The organism is Cocleimonas sp. KMM 6892, from assembly GCF_035798195.1.
GTDB lineage: Bacteria > Pseudomonadota > Gammaproteobacteria > Thiotrichales > Thiotrichaceae > Cocleimonas > Cocleimonas flava.
Genome location: NZ_JAPFBV010000005.1, coordinates 221,375 through 242,092, shown reverse-complemented (window position 1 = coordinate 242,092; position 20,718 = coordinate 221,375). Strand labels below are relative to the sequence as shown.

Sequence of the window (20,718 nt, the reverse complement as noted above, 5' to 3'; positions counted from 1 at the left end):
TAGGTTTTTTACAATTGGGCTATCATTAGCAACTACTCTTTTAATTACTGTTGTGATTAATAATAGAACATCAAAACTCGAGTAACAAAAAACGCATCAAAACAGAGCAATTTACAAACCTCAAAATAGACTAACGAATAATCCTAACTAATCATCTAAACGAAGCCATAAAATATTATGAAAAACGCTCAAGCACAGACTATTTACCTAAAAGATTATCAGCAACCTGCATTCTGGATTGATACTGTCGATCTGGCGTTTGATTTGTTTGATGACCACGCAATTGTTACCTCTAAAGTACAATATCTGCGAAACGCAGAAGCCACGGCAACCGAACTGGAATTGTTTGGCGCCGAGTTAGAGCTGCAATCGATTACCTTAAATGGCTATGAATTGACGGATAAGGATTATGCGCTAGAAGATGAAAGTCTGATTCTGTCAAACCTGGCAGATGAGTTTAGCTTGGAAATAGTCACCAAAATTTATCCGCAAGACAATAAGTCTCTTGAAGGTTTGTATCAGTCTAGCGGAAACTTCTGCACCCAGTGTGAAGCGCAAGGGTTCCGCAAAATCACTTACTTCCTTGATCGTCCTGACGTGATGGGTAAATTCGTCACCACGATTCATGCCGATAAAACAAAATACCCAGTAATGCTTTCTAACGGCAATCTAATTGATTCAGGAGATCTTGATGAGGGTAAACACTTTGCCGTCTGGGAAGACCCATTCAAAAAGCCTGCCTATCTTTTCGCATTAGTCGCGGGTGATTTAGAACACGTAACAGACAGTTATACCACCACATCAGGCAAAGACGTTAAATTAGAAATTTACACCGAAGCGCACAATATCGACAAATGCGATCACGCCATGCAATCGCTAAAACGTGCGATGAAATGGGATGAAGATCGCTTCGGACTAGAATACGACCTAGATATCTATATGGTCGTCGCCGTTGATGATTTCAATATGGGCGCAATGGAAAACAAAGGCTTGAATGTCTTTAACTCCAAGTTGGTTTTCGCTAGCCCAGAAACCGCAACAGACAATGATTACACCAATATCGAAGCAGTTATCGGTCACGAATACTTCCACAACTGGACAGGTAACCGCGTCACCTGTCGCGATTGGTTCCAGTTAAGCCTTAAAGAAGGGTTAACCGTTTTCCGTGATCAGGAATTCACTGCGGATTTACACTCGCGTGCGGTAAAACGTATCGAAGATGTACGTAGTTTAAGAACACTGCAATTCGCTGAAGATGCAAGCCCAATGGCGCATCCGATTCGTCCTTCATCGTTTATGGAAATCAATAACTTCTACACCCTGACTGTGTATGAAAAGGGCGCTGAAATCGTTCGTCTTTACAACACACTGCTAGGTCAAGACGGCTTCCGTAAAGGCATGGATTTATACTTCGAACGTCACGATGGTCAAGCGGTTACCACCGAAGATTTCCTCGCGGCAATGGCCGATGCCAACGACATGGATTTAAGCCAAATGCAGAACTGGTACGATCAAGCCGGTACGCCAACGGTTGACGTAACCATGGATTACGACGAAGAAGAAAATAGCTGTACCTTGAACTTCACGCAGTCATACACCACCACGCCAGAAGCAAATGCAGAAGATAAAAAGCCGTACCTGATTCCAATCAAAATCGGTTTGATTGATGTTTCAAGCATCAAACCGGGCAAAGAGCTGTTAAGCGAAACCATCCAGCTAACCAAGCAAACGCAAAGCGTGCGATTTAAAGGCATTACCGCAAAACCATTGCCATCATTACTTAGAGATTTCTCGGCGCCTGTAAAACTAAACTACGATTACACCACTGAAGAAACCATCTTCCTGATGCAACACGATAGCGACCAATTTAATCGTTGGGAAGCCAGCCAACGTCTCGCAAAAACGCTGATGATGCAAATGCTCGAAGACAAAGCAATGGGCAAACCAATCGGAGTAGAGCCTGAAGTTATCAGTGCCTACCAACAAGTCCTGATGGATGATGATTTAGATAATGCGCTGAAAGCAGAAGCACTAACGTTACCATCAGAAAATGACCTGGCGGAAGCGATGGCATCGACAGAACACAAAGCCGATCCAGAAGCGATTCACGAAGTCCGCGAACTGATCTTAAAAACCATCGCATCGAGCTTACGTATTCCACTAGAAAATACCTATGGGCATTTAATCAACCAACTAAGCGCAGAAGAATATTCACCAGATGCAGTAAGCATCGGCAAGCGACGTCTAAAAAATACCTGTCTGGCTTATATCAGCCAGCTCAACGATCCTGCCGTCGGCGCTTTGATCTATCAGCAATTCTCGCAGTCATTAAAAGAAGGCGGTAATATGACAGATACCTTGGCAGCGCTAAGTTGTTTATCAGACATGCAATGCCCAGAACGCGATCAAGCCTTCGCCGATTTCGAAGCGAAATGGGAACACGATACTTTGGTGATGGATAAATGGTTTGTAATGCAAGCCACATCAAGTCTGCCAGATACTTTAGATAACGTTAAAGCATTGATGGACCATAAATTATTCGACATGAAAAACCCGAATAAAGTCCGTTCACTGGTTGGCGCATTCGCTAATGGCAACCCGGTAAACTTCCACAGCGCAGATGGTTCAGGTTATGAATTCCACGCAGACCGGGTAATAGAACTGGATGCCTTCAACCCACAAGTTGCCTCAAGAATGGCTCGTGCGCTAATGAACTGGAGACAATATGAGCCAGGACGTTCTGAGTTAATGCGTGCGCAGTTGGAGCGAATTAAGGCGGTTGATGGATTGAGTGGTGATGTTTACGAAATCGTTTCTAAGAGTTTAGATTCTTAAATAAAAAACTGCCTGAAAGTAGGGGGGTGACTTAATAGAATTATCCCCTTGTTTCAACCAACACTGCGCCATGCTTTCGCATGACCCTGCGTACCCTTCTGGCTCTTGGTGAGCCTAGAAGGGCAAGTAGGGGGTGACCTTTAGGTATGCTCAACACACATTGGGTTATGCCTTTTGTGGTATGGGATTCGTTTTATACATCAACTAAACTGTCTTGAGTTACAGTCAATCCTAACTCCAAATCACAGGAAGTTGTATGTCTGCAGAACACCCGATTATTGCATTTGTTAGTTCGGCCGGTGCTGGTAGCGCTGCGGTTACGCAAGCGTTTGAGAATATCTTTTTTCGCGAGCGCGTTAAGGCGGTTTATATTCAGGGCAATGCGTTTCATCGTTATGATCGCAAGCAAATGCGTATTGAAATCGAAAAAGCCAAGGGTGAGGGTAAAGTCTTAAGTCACTACAGTCCTGAAGGTAATCATCTGGATAAACTGGAATCTCTGTTCTTTCAATATGCGGCTGTTGGTACTGGAATGTCGCGTTATTATTTGCACACGCAAAAACTCGCAGATCGTTTTGAACAGGAATCGGGCACCTTTACTCCTTGGAAGGAGCTACCCCGAAAGAGTGATCTGTTGCTGTATCGCGGGCATCATGGTGCCGCGGTATGGGGTGATATTAATTTGGCGCAGTATCCTGATTTATTGGTGGGTGTAGCACCGAACGTCAATCTCGAATGGATTCGGAAGATGAAGCGCGACAATACCTTGCGCGATTACACGCGCGAAGAGGTTCAGGACACCATTATTGATCGCATGAGAGATTACGCAGAGCACATTACACCGCAGTTTTCGCGCACTCACATTAATTTACAAATGATTCCGATCGTGGATACGTCTGATCCGTTTTCTGCCAGAGATGAGCCGACGCTTGAAGAGTGTTATTTAGTGATCAATTTTCAGAAAATCGATAATCCGGATTTTCCCCGTTATTTACAGCATATTAAGAATTCGTTTATGTCTGGTAGAAATACCATGGTCGTTCCTGGTAGCCAGATGATGCATGCGCTGGAAATTATTTTGATGCCTATAATTCATGAACTGGTGAAGAAAAGCCGCGAACTACGCAATATTAAAAAACCACCAAAGCAGAAGAAAAGCGGTTTGTTGGGTTTATTGTACGAACTGTAGCGTAAGCTATATAATTATTTATACCTTGTTTCATTCTTTTACAGTTTTTTAATTTCTATAAAAACAACTGACCAAAGTGGATACCTCTTAGTTACCCTCTCAAATTTTTTGTCTTTTTAATGTCCTTTAATTAAGTTGTGCTATGTTTAGATAAAAGAGCACGGTGTTTGATCGTTAATTTTAAGTAATTGATATGAAATCTCGAACCCAGTGGCTATATCTGAGACCTCTGATGTATGTTTAAAACAATATGTGAAATATTTCACAGAATTGGACTAAGGTTGAGGTTATATTCCTTCGATTATAAACAGGGGTTTGGGCTCGCTAGTCAAACATCATATGTGGTTGTTTTGGCAAAATATTTATTGAAAAATTCTTGATATAAATGTGCCGCTACAACACTTGATAATGGGTTTTTATGCAGTGAACTATATGGATTTTGGGTTGCGTATGATTACTCAAAATGAGGAGCAATATTCTAATAACTATATTTATATCAAAGCTATCCAAGTTGTACATGTCTCGGTTTAAAGTTTTTAAATTTTATTGATTAATTAAGGAAAAATTATGAATTTACAAAGGATGTTCTCCAAATTAGCTGTTTTTGTGGTCTTAGTTTTAAGTAGTTCTTCTGTATTTGCTGCTGGTGGCACTGTTATTTTTTCAGCAGCTAGCCCAACAGCTGTACCCACGCTTTCTGGTTGGATGTTGATCGTACTAAGCTTATTGTTGTTTGCGGTGGCTGTTAAAGTTTCTAGGCAAAAAGGAAGTAGTAATGCGGGTAAGTTTTTTCTGTTACTACTAGGTGTTGGCGTATTAAGCAGTGGCACCGGAGGAGTTAAGTTAGTTACTGATGTGAATGCTGGCGGAGCCCCCATTATCGCAATTAATACACCCTATATAATTCCTGAGAATGGTAATAGATTTTTCTCAAATGAATCAGGTCAATCACTTAATTTTAACCTAGTCGCAGATGATGATCCGGAGTCTTTATGTGGTTATGAGATCTTAGATCTCGGTGCTAGATTTGATATTACAACAGATCCGTTAGCATTCCCCGAGGCAGCAGAATATTCAGGTGTAGTGGAAGATCAAAAATTAATTTTTATACGTTGTGAGTCAGTAGAACCTATAGATGAAGACGATATAGGTGAGGGAACAACTTAAGAAGAAGCCTTCTTAAATAGTATTTAATAGATTAAAACATGTCGCATTTGTGGCATGTTTTTTTATGGACTCTACATACAATTCTCATGCCTCTCTTTATGCTTTACTAATGAACAATCTCGGCCCATTTCTGATTTTTCTCGACAAAGTACTTAATGAATGGGCATTTGGCGATAATTTTATATTCTTGTTCGTAGCCTTCTTCTACCAGCTTTTCTAGCGTCTTTTCTATCAGTATTTTCCCGATGCCATTCCCTCGGAGTGCTACAGGCACTTCTGAGTGTGTTAAGTACATTTTGTCTTTTTTGATGATGTAATCAACTAATGCGCGGGCATTGTTTTCGCCAGCTTCTAGATAGAGTTGATTGCTTTCTTTATCGTGGGTAATTTCGCTTATTTTCATCTTGTTCCTTATTTTCATTGGCTACGGTGGGCTGTACTTAGCTGTTATTGTGAGGTTCTTAAAACCTTTGTTATGCATTATCTCAGTAAAAATACGAGTTACATAAATCACTGTCTCTTGATAAGGGTCAACTCACTCATTTCACATTGATATATGATAATCGTAGTTGAAATATACCGAAAAAACGGTTGTTTTATATGATGTAAACAGTTTCATTCTTGGAGGTATTAAAATGTATAACACAATTATTGTTCCTACCGATTTATTGAACGAAGAGTCTACTATTGCTGGGCTAAAAAAAGCGGTTAGCTTGTCTGAAAAACCTCAAATTACTTTATTACATGTACTTGAACATGTTCCTCATGATCTTTCTAAAACACGTGAAACGATGGCGGATTGGTTAGCAAAGTCCGGTGTTGATGCTGACACTGCAATTCGTGATGGTAGAACGTCTTATCATGAGATTATTGAATTTGCGAAAGAGAAAAATGCAGATTTAATCTTAATTAATTCACATAAACCAGGTTTGGGAGATTATCTATTAGGATCTACTGCTTCTAAGGTTGTGCGTCATTCACCTTGTGCTGTATTGGTTGATAGATAAAAAAGTAATCTGTCACTGACAGATACTTATTTGGGTCGGATAGCGTTTAAATATCGCCATCCGACCTGATTTTAAGCATTTAGATTCTGTATCTAACACTAAAAAAAGTGCCTCCGCAAAGCATAAATTATTCGGCTACGCCTCAGCCTAAAGGGGCAGCTAAAGCTTTTGTCTCGTAAGCTCGGCTCTACTTGCGTTTTCAAGCAATAAAAACGAGCCGAATGAAGTGAGACAAAAGCATTGTTGTTAAATGCTTACCCGAAGGGAAGGCGAAGCCGCATCAATATCATTCCGCGAAGCATAAGTTCCTTTAGTCATTTCATACAACAAAATGAGCCGAGATTTATCGAGACAAAAGCATTGCTGTTTAATGCTTACCCAAAGGGAAGGCGCAGCCGCATAAAAGTCACTTAAAGTAGGGGGGTGGCAATTATTCTTCGGTATAAGGTTCTATTTGCGCATTTTCAATGCGATAGCCTGCTGCACCAATGCTGGTTCTTTCTTCAACCGCTTTTAGTTGCCCAGTAATCCAGATAGGTAGCGATGATTCTTCTGATTTAATCCCTTCACCGTCTTTCGCTTTGATCATAACGGTTTGATTAACCGGTGGTGCTGGCACATGAATACAGGCGCCAAAATAAGGGACCAATAGAAACTCGCTGATGATGCCGTTGTTGTTTTCTAAGGGGGCAATGAATCCCGGCATTTTAATGGTCTTGCCATCTAGTGACATATTCACTGGTGCGTTATCCAGTTCAGCCTGAATTTTACCGTAGAGTTCCATCGCCTTTGGGTCATCGTCTGTAAGGCTTTCTAATTCCTCACTGTATTTGTCGATAATGACACTCGGGTCATAGCTTTCTGGAATGAGTTTATCCCAACTGATTGTTTCAACGGCATTGCTGTCTTGTTGTTTCGCGTTTGCTGTGTCTTCAGTGTCTGACTTATCAGTGGTTTCGGGAGTGGTATCGGCCACTAGTGGAACTACTGTTTCTTCTTCTTTGACTGTGGCAGTGTCATTGGTTTTAGCTTCCGCTTTAGCAGTTTTTGCAGTATCTACTTTTGATTCAGCACTGGTAGTTTGTTGTTCTGTGTCTTTTGAAGCACTATCAGCCGTTTCTTCACCACAAGCGGATAACAATAAAGTCAGAAATGAAACCGCTAATATGGATGATAATTGATTGTTTTTGAACATAAGTTGTATTTTATAAATCCTTTAAAACGAATTTAGACCTTTAGCACCAAACCGTCTTGTAACGATCGTCGGTAAGCGATGAGGCCTGGCAATAAGCTGAAAAATAATCCTAACAATAATGCGCCGCCGATAATAGCCCACTGTTCGGCATCGGGGAACATAATATCGATATGGATTCCGTATAACTGTACCAAGAGTGGTTGAGCGACCAATTGCACAACATAGCTTGCGATAAGTCCTAAGATACAGCCGCCTAAAACGACCATAAACGCTTCCAGTAAAAACAACGCAATAATATGCCAGGCGTGCGCACCCACTGTTCGTAAGATCGCCATTTCGCGCCTTCGTTCATTTAAAGTGGATAATAATGTGGTTAACATGCCAAGTAGGCCGCTGAGTAATACCAGAAAGGCGATCGCGACTAATATTTTTTCAAAGTTACCCAGCGTATTCCACAAAATAGCCAGCGTTGAGCCGGGTAAAATGGCTAATAGTGGTTCGGCCCTGTATTGATTAATTTTACGCTGCATGCGAAACGTGGCGGTGCGGTTTTTAAGCCCAAGCATGAATGCGGTGATGGTTTTGGGGTTGAGTTTCATCTCTCGTGCTTTCTCCGCAGATATTTTGATGGGAGAAGGAGAGCCTGACAACCAATCGACGTGAATCGCTTCTATGGCTTGCAAAGAGACATGCACGGTTTGATCTACGGGGGTGCCAGTTCGTTCTAAAATACCCGAAACACGAAAGGGTTTGTCGCCATGTTCGGCAAATTTTGTAGAGGTTAAACCATGCGCCAAGGTGATTTTATCGCCGAGTTTGTACGACAGTTTTTTCGCGACCTCGCTACCCAGAACCGCGTCATATAAATCATCAAATTGCTTTCCTTTGGCGAAGGCGAGGTTTTTACCCCCGGCAAAGCGGTAGTATTTAAAGTAATCCTGATTGGTGCCCAGAACGCGAAAGCCTTTGTGGGAATCACCGAGTGATAACGGCACTGTCCAGTCTGTTTCTGGAAATGCGGCAATTTCTTGATAAGATTTCCATGACACATTATTGGTGGCATTGCCGATGCGGAACACGCTGTACATCAATAAATTGAGTGGACCACTGCGCGCACCAACGACTAAATCGGTTTGAGAAATCGTGTTCACAAAACTGCTTTTGCCTTGTTTACGAATGGTGTCGACAACTAGCAATAACATGATGCTTAAGGCGATTGAAACACTTGCCAGTATCAACCCTGTTTTTCTATTTGCCGCGCTTTTGAAGGCTATTTTGAGGAGTTTCATGTTTATTTTGCATCTGCTTGATTGTGGTTTATCTGATTATTGCCTAACGCGTTATCTACGTTATTAATCGTCGCGAGACTCACCATTCTATTAAAACGGTGTTGAATTTGGGTATCGTGGCTGACGAATATCAAGGTGGAGCCGTGTTTATCCGATTCCGTAAAGAGCAAGTCTAAAAAACGATCTCGATTGTCGGTATCTAGTGCCGATGTTGGTTCATCGGCAATGATTACTTCCGGGTTGCCAATTAAGGCTCTGGCGACCGCGACACGTTGTTGTTGTCCTATACTTAAGCTGGAAACTTTACTGTGTAATAGATCGCCTGAAATTTCCATATCAAGCAATAATTGTTTGGCCGTTTCAACGGCATTTCCGGCTTTTTTAAGACGCGTTTTTGAAAAGTCGCAAGACAGTAAAACATTATCTAACACCGCTAAATAAGGCAGTAGATTAAATTGCTGGAAGATCACACCCAAATGATCGGCGCGAAAACGATCTCTTTTGGATTCTGAGAGCTTGGCAATATCAGTTCCGAGTATTTCCAGCTGTCCAGATTGGGGAGTATTGATGCCAGTGAGTAAATTGAGCAGGGTTGTCTTACCACTGCCGCTAGGGCCGTGTAGAAAAAGGTGTTCACCTTTTTCTACTTCTAACGATGGAATGTTAAGCGTAGGCTGCTGCTGACCTGGCCAGCAGTAGCTTACGTTCTTTAAACGAATGATCATTACTTTTTCAATGTTAAAATAGGTTGTTTTTTACTTAACTCAGTCGCTGATTGTTGGCCGTTTACGATGATTTGTGCATCGATGTCTTCAAATCCTGAGAAACGTTTGAAGAAATTGCTTAGATCCAATTGCGTGAGTTTAGTTGCATTTTTGCAGTTGTAAACAACTTCTACATCGATATCGGAGTGAGTTGATTCTTCTTGCTCTTCATGTTTCTCGTCGAGTTCATTCTTTTCTTTGTGTTCGTCGTCATGATCATGCTCATCTTTTTCTTCGTGTTCATGCTCATGTTCGTCTTCATGTTCATCCTCATCATGCTTACCAAATGGCTGATCCACATCGACTTTAACGATTTCACACGCAGCGTTTTTGTCCATTTCTATGAGCGTTGAAAGCTTTTTAAGGTCTTTAACGGCATGCTCGACAATTTCTTTTTGTTCACTGTTTTTTGGCTCATGTTCAAAGCCAAACACATTCATTGCCGGAGTTTCCAGCATGATAGCTAGCTCACTTTTTTCTTGAATAACATTGAGCTGTGCCTTTCCATGTTGATGCGCACCGTGCTCGCGATGTTCGTCTTCGCTTGCAATCGTAGAAGTTGAAATTGCTACTGTTAAAGCCATAGAAGATAAAACCACAGAAGTTAGAGAAGAGGCGGCATTAGTTTTCATCTTAAAAAATCCTTAAAAATATCTGTCAATCAAAAAAAAGTAGCTGGGAAAGAAGCTGCTACCGATAGTAAAAAGATATGATAATCTTGTTATCATCATTGTAATGTTAAAGTTATGTTATATTATATCATTTAAATTTACGACTACTATTTTAATCGAGTTAAAGCATCTTATGATTCATTGTGAAAAACATAATCACTGTATATCGACGGCAATCAAACAGGGCGAAGAGATATGCAATGAAAAGGGTCTTAAATTTACCGCGATAAGACGCAAAGTATTAGAACTGGTGTGGGAGACTCACAAGCCTGCAAAAGCGTATGATATTCTGGAAAAGCTGGCTAAAGAAGATGGTGCTCCTGTGCCACCGACTGTTTATCGTGCCCTGGATTTTTTGTTGCAAAATGGGTTAGTGCATAGAATTAACAGTCTCAATGCATTCGTCGGTTGTTCTCATCCGGGCTTGCATAACCAATGTTTTTTTATGATCTGCACACACTGCGAAAAAGTAACGGAATGTTGCACCGCGGAGCTTGGCAAGGCCATTGATATTACTACCAAAGAAAATTCATTCACCAGAGAATCTGTTTCGCTTGAAATTCTGGGTGCTTGTCAGTCTTGCAGTGCTTAGATACTTGCAGTGCTCAGATAATAGAAGGAATTCACAAAGTTTGTTGTTAGGACAATTCTAAAAACAAGTTTAAAGCCAAATCAAAGAGCTAACAAGAACCTAACTAAGCTCCTAACAAGCACTTCGGGATAACTAAAAAAGGCCTATAAGTAGGGGGGTGTCAATTCAATGCTCTTCAACTTTCTCAAATAATAAACAATCATAACGTTATTTATATTGCTTGTTCTAGACGATCGGTCTAATATCGCAACTTACAACGCCTACTTATCATTTGTCTTGTCTCTACGTATTAACAGATATGCTAGAGAGAGTCGATAAACAGCGTATCTATTGCTTGTCTATATTGTGTTTAGATATGAATGAAAACCACTTAAATGACTGTCCAGACTGGAGATACTTACTGTTAGAGTGCTATGAGCTTTATCGGCACCTGGATTCTGGTGGAAGTGATGTTATCCGATCGCATCAGCGCAAGGTGCGTGAAGCCATTAGTCGCTCGATGAAAGTGAATCCAGAAATATCGATTAACGTCATAGCTGATAAACCAGTGACCAAACACTTGAAACGTGCGATGGATGAAGGTAAAAGTCAGGCCCATGTTTCGATGATTCGTTGTTTCGAATCGATTCAGGATCAACTCAATTGGCAATACGGCTATGAAAAAATGCCGAGAGGGCTAGAGCATAAATACGCGTATGCCGAAATCTGTGGACCCAGTGGGCCTGTTGTCTCTGAAGAAGTGATTTTAGGTGTGGTTTTATTTGCACCGGGTTGTATCTATCCGTCGCATGCTCATGACGGTATTACAGAAAGTTATATATGTCTTTCGGGGTCAGTTTCAGAAAACAATCAGGGTGTTTATTCACCTGGATCAATGATTTTTAATCCGCCTGCACATACGCATCGAATTACGGTGTCTAAGCGTGAACCTGCGTTATTACTGTATGCCTGGGTGGGCGAGAAAGATAATTTGAAACAACAAGAAATGGTATTTAGTCGTAAGAAGTCTAAACAGTAAATAAAAGTTTTACCGATTGATCATTTGATTATTGGTGAATTTTATTGTGAGAACTGTCATTTAATACCCTTTATAATGCCGTCAATATAAGATATTGCTGTGCAATGATTTAGCTTTGTGTGTTGTGATATTTTTATATACTAATTGGAAAATTGTTTTAAACAGAAAAATGAAAAATATCATCTTCGCTATATTTACAGTTGTTGTCGCGCTGTTTTCGGGAATTAATGTATTTGCTGCAGAGAAGCAATTTGTCATTGTCGGTGACTCTTATCCCCCTTATTCCTACATTGAAAACAACGAATTCAAAGGCACTGATGTAGATATCATCAAAGCGGTTTTTGAAAGACTCAAGATTAAACCCTTATTTAAATTCAGACCATGGGCCAGAGCCATAGCAGAGGTAAAAAGTGGAAGGTCCGATGCTATTTATTCTCTATTTCGCACTAAGGAAAGAGAGGCCTATCTCACTTACCCAGTGATGCCTTTGAGCTATGAAAAGAATATTCTCGTGGTAAATAATGACAGCGATAAAACGGCTAAATCATTAGAGGATATCAAAGGCTGGAGAATCGGAGTAGTCACTGAAAACTCATACGGAAAATCCTTTGATGAATATAAGGATGTGTATCGCGTTGAAAGCATAAGTAATGAACTTCTGGTGCTGCAACTTGACGCTAAAAAGCGTTTTGATGCGATTATTATCAACGAATTATTATTCGACACGATTGTTAATCGTTTTGTCGCCAAAGGTGAGATCAAAAACCCCGCTTTCAGAAAGTTGGAATATGTTCCTAATAATGCACCGTTGTATATGGGTTTCTCAAAAAAGAGCCTTAGTGAACACAAGGATATCGTTGAAAGGTTTAGTGATGCCTTGTTTGCTTTAAATAACGAAGGCGTGGTTGATAAAATCATGAATCAGTATTCGAATCAGACCACAATGAAAGAAACGACTGTTACTGAATAAGCACTGTTACTGAATAAGCAAAGAATTAATCAAAAAAACGCCTCCAAAGTAGGGGGGTGTATATTGGTAATATAGTAAGGGAGTAGTTGCGAAATAAGCACTTTCATAACCTACGCAAGCCTAAAAAATACATTGCTAAAAGAGGCGCATGACCATTAAACGCTTTAAAACTGGCGACTAAATCTTCTATCAATCTGGAAAGCTGATTAGTTAGATATTGGCTAATAAATGTGAATTATCAGTAAATATAAAAATATTATAGTCAATTACAGTATGTACGGTACTTTATTGCGAATAAGCGGTCTTGTGGAGATAAAAAGTCTGTTCTAATATGTTAGAAAACAATTTTAATTTAAAAATAAAAATATGAAATTACTTTTACTATCATTTCTTGTGATCTTCGCGATGACGGATGCCTTTGCAAAAGAGAGGCAGCTTACCATTGTGGGTAATTTCTATCCTCCGCATTCTTATATAGAAAATGATGAGTTTAAAGGCATTGATGTTGATACCATCAAAACAGTGTTTAAAAAGTTAGGTATCAAACCATTATTCAAATTAAGACCATGGGCAAGAGCTTTAGCAGAAGTGAAAAGTGGTGAATCTGATGCAATATTTCCCTTATTTAAAACGAAAGAGAGAAACGTGTTTTTGGAGTATCCAACCGAACCTTTGAGTTACGAAAAAAATATTTTAGTGGTTAGTGGAGATAGCAAGAGAACAGCGAAAACCATTGAAGATATTAAGGGTTGGGGTATTGGTGTAGCGGCTGAAAACTCTTATGGGGAAACATTTGATGAGTATCAGGATATTGAGCGTCTTGAGGCAACTAATAACGAACGTTTGGTGCTACAACTAAATGCCAAGAATAGAATAGATGCGATTATCATTAATGAATTAGTGTTCGATACTATCGTGAGTAATTATATCAAAACGGGAAAAATTAAAAAAGCGAACTTTAGAAAGCTCGAATACGTCCCAAACAATGCGCCATTATTTATAGGTTTCTCCAAGACCAGCGGGATTAATCATGAGCTACTTGCAAAAAAGTTTAGCGACGCAATGAAGCAGCTGAAAGAAGAAGGCGTGTTAAAAAATATCATTGTTTATTAGATCTATAAGGCCAAGAATACTCTTTGTAATAATCGATTATTTGTAGATAAAAAAGTGCCCCAAAGTAGGGGGGTGACTTAATTCATGGGATAAACGGCTTATTCACTTTGTATTAATTCAGCGTGAAATATACTCGCTGTTTACCGATAGATTTAAGCTATCCAGATATTAAAGCAACCCAAATATTAAAGCGCAGCAAATACTCATGAATAAAAATAATACGAAAACAGACTTCACTATCTTACGTTGGGCGGCTCTATTAGAAGGATCATCATTGTTACTTCTATTGTTTGTTGGGATGCCATTGAAATATTATGCTGGGATGGCGGAAGCGGTAAGAATAATTGGTCCCCTGCATGGTGTTTTATTTTTGTCGTTTATCGTTTTATTATTTTTGCATGCAGCAAAAAGAGAATTAGGGATTATAAATACACTGCTTGGTTTTGCTGCCTCATTTATTCCATTCGGTACGTTTGTGTTTAAGGCAAAAGCCTTGGCGTAACTTAGCTTTTACAAAGCTTAAAAATAGCCTCCAAAGTAGGGGGGTGGCTTCGCTTAAATTTCGATTAATGGAGTATTGGTAAAGGGTATGTTGCAAGCCTTTCAGGCTTGTTTAGATGATAACCCTGGGCGAAATCCACGCCAATCTCTGAGATTTTTCTTAAGATTTCTGCATCTTCAACAAATTCTGCAACCGTTTGAATAGACATAGCTTTAGCGGCTTCTGTAATAGACCTGACTACGATCTGGTCGATTTCATTGGTACAAATGTCACGGATGAAAGAACCATCAATCTTCAGGTATTTTACGGGTAAGTTTTTCAGGTAGCCGAATGAAGATACGCCGGTGCCAAAATCATCCAGAGCAAAACTCACGCCATATTGTGAGGCATTATTCATAAAGCGAATGCATTTGTTGAGATTGGTAATCGCTACCGTTTCTGTGATTTCAAGACACAGGTTTTTTGCTTCTTCCGGGTGTTCTGAAATTAACTGATAGAGTTGTTTTCTGGCACAATCATCACTGAGTGTTATGCCAGAAAGGTTTACATTCACATCGGTGTCTTTGCAGTGCTTTATATATTCTAAAGAATTTTTCACCACCCATAAATCGATGGCGGCTATTTTTCCATAACGTTCAGCTGCAGGCAAAAAGGCATTCGGCAGGATGATTTTGTTTTTGTGTTCCATCCGTAGAAGAATTTCTATGTGGTCTTTTTCTTCTTCTGCAATCGCCATGATTTGTTGCTGATAGAGTACAAAATTATATGAATCATCAATACTTGATAAGGACTTGTTGACGTGATTAATGTAATTAATTTGTCTGGTAGGGTCCTTTTTAGACGTGTTTAGTGCGTTTTCCTGAGCTAATGTAACCTGATTGCGCCCATTATTTTTGGAGAGCATACAGGCATCATCTGCTTTAAAAAATACCATATCAGCATCTTTATCTCCGGGTTTAATCGATGTTACGCCTATGCTGATTCCGATGGTAAAGACGTTGTCTTTCCACTGAAATCTTAAACGTTCCACTTTTTCCCTGATTCTATGAGAAAGTTCTACGGCATATTCTATTTCGCAGCGTTTGGTGATGATACAAAACTCATCACCGCCAATTCTGGCCAGATGGTCTGATTCTCGTATTTCCTGCTGCATGATCTCTGCAACCTGTTTTAAAAGAGCATCGCCTGCCAAATGTCCGCCTAGGTCATTGACATACTTAAAACGATCAAGATCCATGTAAATCAACGCATGATTGTGCGATGTGTTTTTAATTACAATATGATCGAGGATCTTTTCGAAACCACTGCGGTTTAAGCACTCTGTTAAATGGTCATGGGTTGCCTGCCACGCAAGTGTTTGTTCCATTTCATAGGTTTCTGTGATGTCATGGAAAGTAATCACAAAATAGTAATTACTCCCTGTATGATTTTGTCGCTTATCTTTTATTTTTTGTACATTAATTTCACAAACGCTGGTTTTTCCGCTTTGTGTTTTAAATACAACCGACTCCTTGGGGGACCAGCTGGTATTTTTTGATGCGTATCTTTCTAATTTTTGGGTGATATCTTCAGTTTGATCGATATTGAGCAAGCGAAAGTATTCATAGTACTTTTTATCAATATCGGTATGTTTTTCAACGTCCATGTAGGCACGTGCAGAATCATTCGCATAAAATATTTTTTTGTTAATGTTGATCGCAATCACGCCATCTTTGATTGCGCCCAAAATGGATTCAAACTTTTGTTTATCAAGCCTTAACATGCTTGATATTTCATGGATTTTATTTCGTTGTTTGGTATTTAATTCAAACTGTTTACGGCTAAGATAAGCAATAGAAAAACGAAGCACAGGTGGAATTAAAGCCTGAATTAAACTTTCATCGAAAGCCTTTAATCGTCTCTCTAATAAAATATAACCGAAATTTTTGATACCGAAACTATAGAAAAAACTGCCGTTGTGTTCGATTTCTTCGATAAAACTATTTTCTGTCGGTAAAAGTTTATTGTAATAACGCGCAAGTTTCTGGTTTTCAGAAATAATATCTTTTGCAGATAATGGAATACAAAATGACTTTTTACGAATGCCAACGAGTTTATTGCTTTTCTGAAAGAAATGAATTCGCTTCAAATTAAGCGTCTTGATTGCTTTAAAAGAAAATTCTTTTAGCAACGCTTCAGGGCTTGTATGAGTACCGATTGATAACAGTAATTCGTGTTGTAACGAAATTAAGCTTTGTGCTTCACAATGAATCATTTGTACATCCTGGATACCACAAGTGACATATTATGCAAACGTAATAAGCCCGCTTCGTTGGTTACCAGTTCCCCTAGGGAAGCGGTGCCAATAATTGATTCTGTGGGTTTTAATGCGTTTGAAATTCGAGAAAGCTCTGTATCACTGACAGATCCCATGTGCGCGCGTCTACCGACACAACTAAAGATTAGCGATAAATTATTATCTGGTTTGTTTTCAATGATTAGATTATTCAGGTTTTGATCAACATAATTGAGTAAGGATTTTGGCTCACCTGCAAGAATGTATATATTAGAAAACTCTGGGATATCCCCCATAAATTCGATGGCACCGTCACTGTAACGAAATGCATCACGCACGATGAGTTCTTCGTCGTAATACTTTATTCCGATGGGGTGTTGGCTTAATAGTTCTTCGATGGATTTGTCAGAAATATCCTCGTCCACATTGTCTTGAATAAACTTACGATATTGCTCTTTAATGGGCAGGTAATCTAATGCTTTTAAACGGTAGCCTGATGCCTCGGTAACCAGGTGCGGACCAGATAAGGCTGACCAGCCATGACAAAGTTGATTGTTTTGATAAAAAGGTAAGTTAATCGTTTGTAAGGCGTCCTCAAGAATGCCGTCATTGGTAAAAATACAAGGTCTTTTATTGTCCTTTAGGTAGCCGGCACCGCCACCTGCAAATCTATAATCGAATTCATTTCGGTAGTAGAGGGCATCTAATGCTTCTTCCAGGCATTTTGCTTTAGCATCGATAAAAATTAGGCAACCTTCGACATCGGGTGGTTTGCTGTCTGAATTTGATTGGGTATACAGCTCTGACTGCGTATTGCTTATTTCCAGAAATGTCTTAACCTGAATTGGGTGGTTCCATGCAATAACGACAGCCCCATCGTTGTAATAGCTGTCATCATGTATTATTTCTGGGAAAATTGCTCCAGACACAGTAATGTCAATTGTCTTTAAATACGCGCTTAAAGAATCCATTTCAGGCATATAGTCTGCCGCTATAATCAGGGTAACGCCTTTTGCGCCTGATTCCATGGCATTGTTTATCAAATTTGAAATATGTTCTGTGGTTCTTATTTGATTATCAAAACTGACTGAGAAATGGTTTTTATGCATAAAGTGGATGAGTTTATTTTTATTATATTTTTTTGTTACGATTAAAATTTCGAGGAATAAGCCCAGAAATACTGAATAATTATTATTAACATAATAGCTAATAATAACTGTAGTGGTAAAAACTTCGGATAAAAGGTTTGTATAAAAAATTCTTTTCTATGAAAACTATTTTTAAATAGAAGTAAAGTTTTGATATTCGAGTATTTACTCCAGAAGAATTACAAAAAAATGCCATAAAAGTGGGGGGGTGTACTTTATTATTCTATACTCTTACTTTTACCTAGAGTGTTAATCATGAAGTTGCGATTGCCCTTTCTTCTCAGTGTGTTTTTTCTATTCTTTCTCTCTTTCGCATCAGGGGTTATTCACGCCAAAGAACTTAAAAACCAAATTGATACAAAAGCACTAGCGGATAAGATGGTTGGTCATTTCATCAAAAAAGAATTTACTGAGGGAATGGCAGTAGCTAAGCCACATTGGCCTTTACCTAAAGTTGAGCTTGATAATCTTATTAAAACCATAGAAAAGCAGTGGCCCATTGTTGATCAGCGATTTGGTCAGGCTGTCGGTTTGGAAATGGTGAGTAAAGAAAAAATAGGAGATTCATTTTTACGTTATTACTATCTACATAAATTTAATAATCACGCTATTTACTGGAAGATAACGTTTTATAAGCCCGAGAAAAACTGGGTTGTGAATGGCGTTAGCTTTAAAGATAACTTGGACATTCTGTACAAATAAACGATTACTAATCAACTATGAATAATAAAACACAAAATAACGAAGCAGCAGACAACGACACTGAGCTCGAACTACTCGCCTCTCAAAATCTCCGTGATGAGTGGTTGATGCTTGAAGACATTAAAAGGGGGGAATCTAAAACGCCTTTGGAATGGTTTATTGCAGCATTAGCGGTAGCCTTTGGTGTTTGGCACATCCTCACTAATATCTTTCTTAATGAGCCGGGGCTTTGGCAAAATGCGATACATTTTGCAGGCTTTGCTTTTTTAGCTTCTACTATTTATAGCGCTTTTGGCAAGAATAAACACAAACCCTGGGCAATTAAGCTTGATCTCTTTTATGGTTTACTCGTTGCTGCATCTGCGCTCTGGGTGGCCGCATCTGAATCGCGAATTTATGATGATACTTTAGCGGTTACCGGTCAGTCTTGGCAGTTTAGTCCTGTGGATTGGTTAGCAGGCGGAATACTGCTATTTGCTGCGCTGGATTTATCCCGAAGAGTATCTGGTTGGGTTATTCCAATACTAATCCTGTTGTCGCTCTCCTATATTATGTTTTTAGGCGAACAGTTACCTGGTGTTTTTCGTTCGGCTAGTTTGCCCCTTAATGACATCATGTTCCGCTCTTTGTTTAATGACGAAGGTATGTTTGGAATTCTGGCGAGTATCTCATCCACAAATATTACCTTGTTCATGATTTTTGGTGGTTTTCTGGTGGTCTCAGGCGCCAGCGATTTTGTTATCGAAAGTTCAAAATTAGTTGCAGGTCGTATCCGTGGTGGTGCTGCATTTGTTGCGGTTCTATCATCTGCCTTAACAGGCACGATTAGTGGTTCAGCGATAGCCAATACAGCGTCTACAGGCGTTATTACGATTCCATTAATGAAGTCTAATGGTTTTCGTGGCAGGTTCGCAGGCGGTGTTGAAGCGGCGGCATCTACCGGTGGGCAGTTAATGCCACCAATAATGGGTGCTGGTGCCTTTGTTATGGCGAGTTACACGTCTATTCCGTATTCGACCATTGTGGCTGTTTCGGTTGTTCCTGCGATTCTATATTTCCTTTCTGTTGCATTTATCGTGCGTATCGAAGCGGTTAAATACAAAGTAGGTGATGATCAGGACTTGGTTATTGATAAAGGTAAAATCATCTCTGGTGGCTTAACCTTTATCCTTCCTTTAACGGTGATGATCTGGTTGCTTATGACAGGTGTAACCCCGAGTTATGCAGCGTCATGGGCGATTGCAGCATTGGTGTTGGTATCATGGGCAACGTTAGTGATTGGTAAAATATTAAACCGCGATGATTTTAAACCTACGGTGATGGGCCCCTCGCGCATTGCGGAAGCGTTTATGTTTGGTATTAGAGCATCGATTCTGACGGGTGTTTTGTTAGTGGCTATCGGTATTATGAATAATGCGATTGTTACCAGTGGTATCGGCAATAGCTTCTCGTTGATGATCGCTCAATGGTCTCAGGGGTCGATGGTAGTTGCCATCATACTCATAGGATTAGCATCATTGGTCTTGGGCATGGGGCTACCGGTTACTGCCGCTTATATTATTCTCGCTATTTTGAGTGCTCCTGCTTTGGCTGGGATATTAGCGGATGGTGTGATCGTCGATCAATTGATCCAAGGTATTACAGATCCCGCTAAATCTGCGATGTTTATGTTAGTTGATAGTCCACACGTGGCATCAATAGCCACAGGAATGACTCGACCCGAAGCGTTAGAGTTAATGTCTGCTATTCCGTTTGAAGTGGCTATTACGCTTCGTCCAGTATTGGTCGATGCTGAACAATTAACCATGTACTTACTGATTGCGCATTTAATCGTGTTCTGGCTGAGTCAGGACAGTAATGTTACTCCACCAGTGTGTTTAGCCGCATTTACCGCTGCGGGTATTGCAAAATCACCGCCTATGGCGACCGGTTTCCAAGCATGGAAAATCGCAAAAGGTTTATATATTGTGCCTTTGATGTTTGCTTATACACCTCTGATTAGTGGCAGCTGGATGGAAATTATTCAGATTGGTTTCTTTGGGCTATTTGGCATTTATGCACTGAATTGTTTGGTACAGAATTACGCTGAAGGCCCCTTGAAAATCTGGCATTACCCGCTATTAATCTTGGGCATTATTGGTGCTTTCCTACCTTTAAATATTATGGCGAATATAGTGGGTGCAGCGTTGATTACCCTTGTCGTAGTGTTGACACATAAAGGTTTATTGAAAGAAAGCCTGACTGAAAGCGCAGCATAAATTAACGAGACAATCGTTTTAAT

General features: G+C 39.8%; 18 protein-coding genes. 11 read left to right on the top strand and 7 right to left on the bottom strand.

The window, feature by feature from the left end; all coding sequences use genetic code 11:
• Positions 1 to 177 precede the first annotated feature (177 nt).
• The 3 genes from pepN (at position 178) to OO007_RS14950 (ending at position 5,191) form a co-directional block, all read left to right on the top strand.
• Entirely contained in the window at positions 178 to 2,835 is a 2,658-nt protein-coding gene (gene pepN, locus OO007_RS14960; RefSeq protein ID WP_325809402.1) for an aminopeptidase N, read from the top strand.
• Between the two features lie 256 nt (positions 2,836 to 3,091).
• Positions 3,092 to 4,024: a phosphoribulokinase gene (locus OO007_RS14955; RefSeq protein ID WP_325809401.1), complete on the top strand. Its 933-nt coding sequence runs from the start codon at positions 3,092 to 3,094 to the stop codon at positions 4,022 to 4,024.
• A gap of 567 nt (positions 4,025 to 4,591) precedes the next feature.
• Positions 4,592 to 5,191 (top strand): IPTL-CTERM sorting domain-containing protein, encoded by a 600-nt coding sequence (locus OO007_RS14950; RefSeq protein WP_325809400.1) that lies wholly within the window; start codon positions 4,592 to 4,594, stop codon positions 5,189 to 5,191.
• A gap of 106 nt (positions 5,192 to 5,297) precedes the next feature.
• Here the strand turns inward: OO007_RS14950 and OO007_RS14945 are convergent, their stop codons facing one another.
• Positions 5,298 to 5,594: a GNAT family N-acetyltransferase gene (locus tag OO007_RS14945; RefSeq protein ID WP_325809399.1), complete on the bottom strand. Its 297-nt coding sequence runs from the start codon at positions 5,592 to 5,594 to the stop codon at positions 5,298 to 5,300.
• Between the two features lie 232 nt (positions 5,595 to 5,826).
• On the opposite strand from OO007_RS14945, the gene OO007_RS14940 reads away from it, so the two are divergent.
• Positions 5,827 to 6,198, top strand: a complete 372-nt coding sequence (locus OO007_RS14940; RefSeq protein ID WP_325809398.1) for a universal stress protein — start codon at positions 5,827 to 5,829, stop codon at positions 6,196 to 6,198.
• 430 nt (positions 6,199 to 6,628) lie between these two features.
• Here the strand turns inward: OO007_RS14940 and OO007_RS14935 are convergent, their stop codons facing one another.
• From OO007_RS14935 to OO007_RS14920, 4 genes are read right to left on the bottom strand one after another with little or no spacing between them, the layout of a single operon-like run.
• The gene (locus OO007_RS14935) at positions 6,629 to 7,393 is read right to left on the bottom strand and encodes a DUF3299 domain-containing protein (RefSeq protein ID WP_325809397.1); all 765 of its coding nucleotides are present in this window, start codon (positions 7,391 to 7,393) and stop codon (positions 6,629 to 6,631) included.
• A gap of 32 nt (positions 7,394 to 7,425) precedes the next feature.
• Complete coding sequence (locus OO007_RS14930) at positions 7,426 to 8,682, bottom strand: ABC transporter permease (RefSeq protein ID WP_131906880.1); 1,257 nt, start codon at positions 8,680 to 8,682, stop codon at positions 7,426 to 7,428.
• A gap of 2 nt (positions 8,683 to 8,684) precedes the next feature.
• Positions 8,685 to 9,407, bottom strand: coding sequence for an ABC transporter ATP-binding protein (locus OO007_RS14925; RefSeq protein ID WP_325809396.1), 723 nt, complete (start codon positions 9,405 to 9,407; stop codon positions 8,685 to 8,687).
• Positions 9,407 to 10,078 carry a DUF2796 domain-containing protein gene (locus OO007_RS14920; RefSeq protein ID WP_325809395.1) on the bottom strand — a complete coding sequence of 224 codons (672 nt, stop codon included), beginning with the start codon at positions 10,076 to 10,078 and terminating at the stop codon, positions 9,407 to 9,409. The genes OO007_RS14925 and OO007_RS14920 overlap by 1 nt, the downstream gene beginning before the upstream one ends.
• A 172-nt stretch (positions 10,079 to 10,250) precedes the next feature.
• Between OO007_RS14920 and OO007_RS14915 the strand changes: the two genes are divergently transcribed.
• The 5 genes from OO007_RS14915 to OO007_RS14895 all read left to right on the top strand — a co-directional run bounded on the left by OO007_RS14915 (position 10,251) and on the right by OO007_RS14895 (position 14,312).
• Positions 10,251 to 10,709: a Fur family transcriptional regulator gene (locus OO007_RS14915; RefSeq protein WP_325809394.1), complete on the top strand. Its 459-nt coding sequence runs from the start codon at positions 10,251 to 10,253 to the stop codon at positions 10,707 to 10,709.
• A 355-nt stretch (positions 10,710 to 11,064) separates the two neighbouring features.
• Positions 11,065 to 11,727 (top strand): dimethylsulfonioproprionate lyase family protein, encoded by a 663-nt coding sequence (locus OO007_RS14910; RefSeq protein WP_325809393.1) that lies wholly within the window; start codon positions 11,065 to 11,067, stop codon positions 11,725 to 11,727.
• A gap of 169 nt (positions 11,728 to 11,896) precedes the next feature.
• Positions 11,897 to 12,697: a substrate-binding periplasmic protein gene (locus OO007_RS14905; RefSeq protein WP_325809392.1), complete on the top strand. Its 801-nt coding sequence runs from the start codon at positions 11,897 to 11,899 to the stop codon at positions 12,695 to 12,697.
• Positions 12,698 to 13,063: 366 nt separating this feature from the next.
• Positions 13,064 to 13,810 (top strand): substrate-binding periplasmic protein, encoded by a 747-nt coding sequence (locus tag OO007_RS14900; RefSeq protein WP_325809391.1) that lies wholly within the window; start codon positions 13,064 to 13,066, stop codon positions 13,808 to 13,810.
• A gap of 205 nt (positions 13,811 to 14,015) precedes the next feature.
• Positions 14,016 to 14,312 carry a DUF3817 domain-containing protein gene (locus tag OO007_RS14895; protein ID WP_325809390.1) on the top strand — a complete coding sequence of 99 codons (297 nt, stop codon included), beginning with the start codon at positions 14,016 to 14,018 and terminating at the stop codon, positions 14,310 to 14,312.
• A gap of 64 nt (positions 14,313 to 14,376) precedes the next feature.
• Here the strand turns inward: OO007_RS14895 and OO007_RS14890 are convergent, their stop codons facing one another.
• Together OO007_RS14890 and OO007_RS14885 are read right to left on the bottom strand one after the other, a co-directional pair.
• Positions 14,377 to 16,566: an EAL domain-containing protein gene (locus OO007_RS14890; RefSeq protein WP_325809389.1), complete on the bottom strand. Its 2,190-nt coding sequence runs from the start codon at positions 16,564 to 16,566 to the stop codon at positions 14,377 to 14,379.
• Positions 16,563 to 17,696: an FIST C-terminal domain-containing protein gene (locus tag OO007_RS14885; RefSeq protein WP_325809388.1), complete on the bottom strand. Its 1,134-nt coding sequence runs from the start codon at positions 17,694 to 17,696 to the stop codon at positions 16,563 to 16,565. The genes OO007_RS14890 and OO007_RS14885 overlap by 4 nt, the downstream gene beginning before the upstream one ends.
• A gap of 294 nt (positions 17,697 to 17,990) precedes the next feature.
• Here OO007_RS14885 and OO007_RS14880 point away from each other — a divergent pair, with 294 nt between their 5' ends.
• Both OO007_RS14880 and OO007_RS14875 read left to right on the top strand, forming a co-directional pair.
• Positions 17,991 to 18,437 carry a hypothetical protein gene (locus OO007_RS14880; RefSeq protein WP_325809387.1) on the top strand — a complete coding sequence of 149 codons (447 nt, stop codon included), beginning with the start codon at positions 17,991 to 17,993 and terminating at the stop codon, positions 18,435 to 18,437.
• 17 nt (positions 18,438 to 18,454) lie between these two features.
• On the top strand, positions 18,455 to 20,695 hold the full coding sequence (locus tag OO007_RS14875) for a TRAP transporter permease (protein ID WP_325809386.1): 2,241 nt from the start codon (positions 18,455 to 18,457) through the stop codon (positions 20,693 to 20,695).
• Positions 20,696 to 20,718 lie beyond the last annotated feature (23 nt).